Below are 6789 nucleotides of genomic sequence, written 5' to 3'. Positions count from 1 at the left end.
GGATGCGAGAGACGCGGGGGACACGGGGGACGTAAGGGATACGAGGGGCGCCCGGGATGCGGGCGACTCCCGGAGCGCCCACTCCCCACCCCGACGGGACGCCCGGCGTCGCCAGGACGCCGAGGAGCGGTCCCAGCCCGACCCCCGCCTCTGCCCCCGGTGCGGAGTGCCGCGCGGCGACGGAAAGACCCCGGCCTGCGGATGCGCGCGGCAGGCCGCCGATGACGCGCGGCGGACGCGGTCCGTGGAGGCCGCCGCCGCGGAGGACTTCAATCCGCTGCGCATACGTCCCTACGTGTCGCTGCCCGACCCCGACGCGGCCGCCCCGCCCGGCGACACCGCGCCTCTGTCCCCGGCGCCGCCACCGCCGACGCGGGGGCCGGACGCCGCGGACGTCCGCCTCTTCCCGGCGGACCCGCACGAGGCAGACGCGGAGTCGGATACGTACGAAAGGGCGGCCCGCCGGCGCCGCTACGCGCTGCTCGCCGGGGCGGGCGCCGTGGCCGCCGTCGCCGCTGCCGCCGTCTTCGCGACGGGACTGCTCTCCTCGGCCGCGGACGGGACCCGACGGGACCACGCGCTGCCGGACGCCCCGACCTCGGCGTTCGCCGACCCGACGAAGCCGGCGCCGCCCTCGGCGAAACGCTCCCCGTCCCCCTCGCACACCCCGTCCGCCTCACCGAGCGCGACGCCTTCCCCGACGTCTTCGCCGACGCGTCCGTCGCGATCACCGTCGACGCCTCCGCCCACCGCCCGCGCGACCGGCTCGGTGGGGACGCCGTCCGCACCGCCCCAGCAGGCGGCCGGCGCGACGCTGCGGGAGGGCGACAAGGGGGCGCGGGTCGTGGAACTCCAGGGCCGTCTCGCACAGCTCTATCTGTACGTGGGGGAACGCGACGGCGCGTACACGCGCGAGGTCACCGACGCGGTGACCCGCTACCAGTGGGCCCGCGGGCTCACGGACGATCCGCCGGGCGAGTACGGGCGTACGACACGGCGGAGTCTTGAGTCGGAGACGACGGAGCCCACGGAGACGCCGAGGCCGTAGAGGTGACGCCGAAGCCGTGGGCAGGAAAGAGACCCCGCAGAGAGGAAGGGGGGCCCACGGAGAGTCGGGGAAGGCCCCGCCGCCCCGGGCGGACCGGCCGGACGGCCCGGCCTCAGCCGAACGTCAGCCGGAGCCCCTCGGCGCCCGCCGACGCGACCCCGACCCGCGTCAGGTCGTCCACATGCACGGTGGGCCCGAACTGCGCCGCCCGGGGACCGATGCCCACGACCCGCATGCCCGCCGCCCTGCCGGCGAGGATCCCCGCCTCGGAGTCCTCGAAGACCACGCAGTCCGCCGGGGCGAACCCGAGCTCCGCCGCCCCCTTGAGGAATCCCTCGGGATCCGGCTTGCTCGCGCCCACGCTCTCCGCGGTCACCCGCACGTCCGGCAGCGCGAGGCCCGCCGCGGCCATCCGCCCGGTGGACAGCGGCACGTCGGCGGAGGTCACGAGCGCGTGCGGAAGGCGCAGGTCCGCCAGCGCGGCCAGGAACGCGGGCGCGCCCGGCACCGGCACGACGCCCTCCATGTCGGAGGTCTCGGCGAGGAGCATCTCGCGGTTCTCCGCGTGGTTCTCCGCCATGGGCCGGTCCGGCAGCAGCACCGCCATGGACGCGTAGCCCTGCCGTCCGTGGACGACCTTGATGACCTCGTCGAAGTCGAGGCCGTGCCGCTCGGACCAGCGGCGCCAGCAGCGCTCGACGACGGCGTCGGAGTTGACGAGGGTGCCGTCCATGTCGAGGAGGACGGCGCGGGCGGTCAGAACGGCAGCGGTCGTGTCCGTCATCGGCGTGCTCCAGAGCGCAGGGAGAAGATCAAGGCAGCCCCGCCCGCCGGTCAGGGAGTACGGGCGGAGCCACTTTGTTCCTGCACGGTACAAAACGAGGGCGTCAAACGCCAACGCCGCAGGTCACACCGGCCGAGCCCGCCCGTAAGCATCCCAAAACGGACCAGCCTCACGCGGCCCCCTCGCCGCTCCGCGCAACCGCCCCTCAAGCGATCGCCTCGTACAGGCTCCACAGGCCGAGCGCCAGCATCAGCAGCGCCGCGATCTTCGTGATGAGCGCCAGCGGCACCCGCTTCATCAGCGCCTTTCCGCCGACGATGCCGAGTCCCGCCACCGCCCAGAGCGCGAGCACGGCGCCGAGGCCGACGGAGAGCGGGTCGTCGTAGCGGGCCGCCATGTTCGCGGTCATGATCTGCGTCAGATCGCCGAATTCGGCGACCAGGATGAGCATGAAGCCCGCCCCGGAGACCTTCCAGAAGCTCTGGTCCTCGGGCTGCCTGACCTCCTCCTCGTCGTCGCCGCCCTTGAACAGCAGCATCGCGGCGCCGCCCAGGAAGAGGACACCGGTCAGCGCGTGGACCAGTTGCTGCGGCAGGAGGGTCAGGACGCTGCCCGCCGCGACGGCGAGCGCCACGTGGACGGCGAAGGCCGCCGCGACACCGGCGAAGACGTAACTGGCGCGGTAGCGCGTGCCGAGAACGAGCCCGGCGAGCGCCGTCTTGTCGGGCAGCTCGGCAAGGAAGACGACGCCGAACACGAGCGCCATCACGCTGAAGCTGATCAAGGGTTCCTCAATCGGTCGGGGCCGCCCCACCGAGAGTGTTCAGCGCTTCGCGTACGACACCTCGGCACGGCAGCGCTCACGGACGCACACGCATGTACGCGTGCGCGTCACGGCGCACGCGGGTGCGTACGCCGGGCACTGCATTGCCGAAGGTCTCGCTGGCCTGCCCTGACGGGCCTGCCTCCGGGCGCCGGCTCAGACGAGCTGAGCAGTGTGTCGACGGTCCGGCGAAGAGCTACTCCCCTTCTGCGCCGTCCATAGTACGGGACCTCCGCCCGGCCCCGGCCAGGGCCTTTCGACCCGCTTCGGCGTGACGTGGATCACTCAAACACAACTGCCCTCGCGTGCCATGCATATGACACCGCGCCAGACCTCTTGAAGTCCGTACCTGTTTGACGCGACCCTGTCACCGCATGCACATCCGCCAGTAACCCCATCACGCGAGCATGACCGCCCCACCGGTCAACTTCCCCCCACGACAAGGGAGTCAGCATGTCCGCCGTCTACGCGCGTCGACGCACCCGCTACACCTTCGCCGCCACGGCCGCCGTCCTGGCCACGGCCACCACCCTCCTCACCGGCACCCCCGCCCAGGCCGCTCCCCCGGCCCCCGTCAGCGCGAGCACCGCCCGCACCTACCTCGGCGAGCTCACGGTCAAGGCCGAGGGCTCCTCCGACGGCTACAGCCGCGACAAGTTCCCGCACTGGAGCACGCAGTCCGGCGCCTGCAACACCCGCGAGGTCGTCCTCAAGCGCGACGGCACGAACGTCGAGCAGGACTCCAGCTGCGCCGCCACCTCCGGCACCTGGAAGTCCGCCTACGACGGCGCCACCTGGACCGCCGCGTCCGACCTCGACATCGACCACGTCGTCCCGCTCTCCGAGGCCTGGAAGTCCGGCGCCAACAGCTGGACCACCGCCCAGCGCGAGGGCTTCGCCAACGACCTGACCCGGCCCCAGCTGATCGCCGTCACCGACAACGTCAACCAGGCCAAGGGCGACAAGGACCCGGCCAAGTGGCTCCCGCCCACCACCTCGTACCACTGCTACTACGCCCGGATGTGGGTGGACGTGAAGCACCACTACAAGCTCACCGTGAACTCCGAGGAGAAGAGCGCGCTGTCGTCGATCCTCAACGGCTGCTGACGACGGCCCCCGGCGGCCGCCGACGACGGCTCGCGGCGGCCACCCGCGCGGCTCCCGACCGCCGCTGACCTCCCGGGCAGCGGCCGGGCAGCGGACAAATCGCGGAACCGCCCCGCCCTCCCCCGTCGTTCCGTACCGTACGGGGCGACGGAGGAGGGTGATCATCTGTGGCACGGCTGCGCCTTGGTCCACTGCTGAGGTACGTCGACGGTTCCACGGCGACCGTCTGGGTCGAGGCCGACCGGCCCTGCGCCGCCGAGGTGCGGTGCGCGGACGGCGCGGGCGGCTCGGCGCGCACCTTCCAGATCGCCGGCCACCACTACGCGCTGATCCCGGTGACCGGCCTGACCCCCGGCACGGAGACGGCGTACGAGGTGCGGCTCGGCGGGCCCGAAGGGGCCGCCGTCTGGCCGCTGCCCGACTCGCCCTACCCGGCGAGCACCATCCGCACGCCCGCCGGGGACGCGGACGCCGAGCTGCGCGTCACCTTCGGGTCCTGCCGCTGGGCCGCGCCGCCCTCCGACGAGCACGACCCCGTCGGGCCCGACGCCTTGGACACGCTCGCCGCCCGCATCGCCGCGGCCCCGGACGCCGAGCGCCCCGACGTCCTGGTCCTCCTGGGCGACCAGGTGTACGCGGACCAGACCTCCAAGGCCACCCAGCGCTGGCTCGCCGCCCGCCGCGACCTCGCCGACCCGCCGGGCGTCCAGGTCGCGGACTACGAGGAGTACACCCACCTCTATGACGAGTCCTGGCTCGACCCGGAGATCCGCTGGCTCCTGTCCACCGTGCCCAGCTGCATGATCTTCGACGACCACGACATCATCGACGACTGGAACACCAGCGCCGCCTGGGTCGCCGAGATGCGGGCCACGCCCTGGTGGCGCGAGCGGATCCTGAGCGGCCTGATGTCGTACTGGGTCCATCAGCACCTCGGCAATCTGCGCCCCGAGGAGCTGGCGGCCGACGAGCTGTACGCGGCCGTGCGCGCCACCCCGGACGGCACGGACGCGCTGCGCGCCTTCGCCGCCGCGGCCGACGCGGACGCCACCGCCGCCCGCTGGAGCTACCGCCGAGACTTCGGACGCGTGCGCCTGCTGATGGTCGACACCCGCGCGGCCCGCGTCCTGGAGGAGGGCAAGCGCGCGATGCTCGACGCGGACGAGGCCCGCTGGCTGCGCGAGCAGGCCCTGGAGGGCATGGCCGGGGAGGGGGCGTCGGGGGAAGGCGCGTACGACCATCTCCTCATCGGCACCTCCCTGCCCTGGCTCCTCCCCCACCTCATCCATGACGCCGAGGGGTGGAACGCGGCGCTGTGCCGGGGTGAGCGCGGCGCCCGCTGGGCCCGCTTCGGCGAGAACCTGCGCAGGCGCTCCGACCTGGAGCACTGGGCGGCCTTCCCCGCCTCCTTCGAGGCGCTCACCTCGCTGATCACGGAGGCGGGTTCGGGCGCGGGCGCGCCGGCCACGGTGTGCGTGCTCTCCGGGGACGTCCACCACGCCTACGTCGCCGAGCCGAGCTGGCCCGCGGGCGAGGGGCCCGACGCGCGCGTCCTGCAGCTGACCTGCTCGCCCGTCCACAACTCCATCCACGCGTCCATAAAGCTCGGCTTCCGCTTCGGCTGGAGCCGGGCGGGGCGGGCCCTGGGACGCCGCTTCGCGCGGCACGGCCGGGTGGCGCGTGCGAGCGTCTCGTGGCGCAGGGCGGGCGGACCGTGGTTCGGCAATCAGCTCATGACGCTGACGCTGCGCGGCCGTTCGGCCCGGCTGCGGCTCGACCAGGCACGGACGGCACGGGGCGGCGGCGTCCGCCTGGAAGCGGCGCGCGAGATGCACCTTTCGTGACCACCGGGCCTCCTACGTGACACACCCCACACCCCGAAGCGGATCCTCTGACCGGGGTTCGGCATCGGGGTCCCCGACGGCATGATGATGCGGACCAACCGCTTCCAGCGTTCTCGATGCCCCGGGAGTCACGCTTTTGTCCGCACCTGTACCCGCACCGCGCCCGCCCGCACCGCATGCGGCCGCCCTCGCTCTGGTCGGCGCGGGCCCCCGCGGCACCAGCGTGCTCGAACGGCTCTGCGCGTCGGCGCCCGAACTCCTCGCGCCCGGGGTGCTCCTGACGGTCCACGTCGTCGACCCCTCGCCGCCGGGCGCCGGCCGCGTCTGGCGGACGCGGCAGCCCGGCGAACTCCTCATGAACACCGTCGCCTCGCAGGTGACCCTCTTCACGGACCCGAGCGTCGCCTGCTCGGGTCCCATCAGTCCGGGGCCGAGCCTGTACGAGTGGGCGGCCGCCGGCCGCGTGCCGGGGCTCGGGCCCGACGACTACCCCACCCGCGCCTGCTACGGCCGCTATCTGGAGTGGGTGTTCGCGCGGACGGTGCGCGGCGCCCCCGACTCGGTCCGCGTCCGGGTCCACCCGGCACGCGCCGTCAGCCTGGACGAGACGGCCGACGGGCTCCAGACCCTCGTCCTGGACAACGGCCTGGAGCTGTCCGGGCTCTCGGCGGTCGTCCTCGCGCAGGGCCATCTGCCGGCGGCGGGCGACGCGGAGCAGAAACGTATGGCCACGTACGCGGCGCGGCACGGCCTGCGCCACGTCGGGCCCGCCAACCCGGCCGACGTGGACCTGTCCGCGATCGTCCCCGGCGAGCCGGTGCTCCTGCGCGGGCTCGGCCTCAACTTCTTCGACCACATGGCCCTGCTGACCGCGGGCCGCGGTGGCCACTACGTCCGCACGCCCGACGGCGGCCTGCGCTACGAACCCTCCGGCCATGAGCCGCGGCTGTACGCGGGCTCGCGGCGCGGCGTTCCGTACCAGGCGCGCGGCGACAACGCGAAGGGCCCGTACGGCCGCCATACGCCCGCCGTCCTCACCGGCGACGTCATAGCCGGCTTCCGCAAACGCGCGGACAGCGGCGACGCCCCCGACTTCCTCCACGAGATATGGCCGCTGGTCGCCAAGGAAGTGGAGACGGTCTATTACGCGACGCTGCTCGCGGGGCGGGGGGAGCTCACGGGG

6 protein-coding genes are annotated in these 6789 nt (G+C 73.6%); 4 read left to right on the top strand and 2 right to left on the bottom strand.

The genetic code is table 11. The features are described 5' to 3' along the window. The coding region (locus AOK22_RS37880) for a peptidoglycan-binding domain-containing protein (RefSeq protein ID WP_244165268.1) at positions 1–1048 on the top strand (1048 nt) is incomplete at its 5' end. A gap of 112 nt (positions 1049–1160) precedes the next feature. On the opposite strand, the gene AOK22_RS37875 is transcribed toward AOK22_RS37880, so the two are convergent. Next, positions 1161–1832, bottom strand: a complete 672-nt coding sequence (locus tag AOK22_RS37875) for an HAD family hydrolase (protein ID WP_055703186.1) — start codon at positions 1830–1832, stop codon at positions 1161–1163. Between the two features lie 205 nt (positions 1833–2037). Beyond that, positions 2038–2616: a TMEM165/GDT1 family protein gene (locus tag AOK22_RS37870; RefSeq protein WP_055703185.1), complete on the bottom strand. Its 579-nt coding sequence runs from the start codon at positions 2614–2616 to the stop codon at positions 2038–2040. 492 nt (positions 2617–3108) lie between these two features. On the opposite strand from AOK22_RS37870, the gene AOK22_RS37865 reads away from it, so the two are divergent. From AOK22_RS37865 to AOK22_RS37855, 3 genes are all read left to right on the top strand, one after another. Next, the gene (locus tag AOK22_RS37865) at positions 3109–3762 is read left to right on the top strand and encodes an HNH endonuclease family protein (RefSeq protein ID WP_055703184.1); all 654 of its coding nucleotides are present in this window, start codon (positions 3109–3111) and stop codon (positions 3760–3762) included. Between the two features lie 167 nt (positions 3763–3929). Further along, positions 3930–5606 carry a DUF7800 domain-containing protein gene (locus AOK22_RS37860; RefSeq protein ID WP_055703183.1) on the top strand — a complete coding sequence of 559 codons (1677 nt, stop codon included), beginning with the start codon at positions 3930–3932 and terminating at the stop codon, positions 5604–5606. Between the two features lie 136 nt (positions 5607–5742). Then, positions 5743–6789, top strand: a 1047-nt coding sequence (locus tag AOK22_RS37855) for an FAD/NAD(P)-binding protein (protein ID WP_167357939.1), incomplete at its 3' end; no start/stop codon positions are given.

This window comes from Streptomyces silaceus (assembly GCF_001419745.1).
GTDB classification, from domain to species: domain Bacteria; phylum Actinomycetota; class Actinomycetes; order Streptomycetales; family Streptomycetaceae; genus Streptomyces; species Streptomyces silaceus.
Note: the sequence above shows the minus strand (reverse complement) of the source record. Positions and strands in the feature narration are given on the sequence as shown.

Coding starts and splice junctions, on each gene's coding strand:
- AOK22_RS37875 (WP_055703186.1), bottom strand. CDS start 1,832: ATGACGGACACGACCGCTGCCGTTCTGACCGCCCGCGCCGTCCTCCTC.
- AOK22_RS37865 (WP_055703184.1), top strand. CDS start 3,109: ATGTCCGCCGTCTACGCGCGTCGACGCACCCGCTACACCTTCGCCGCC.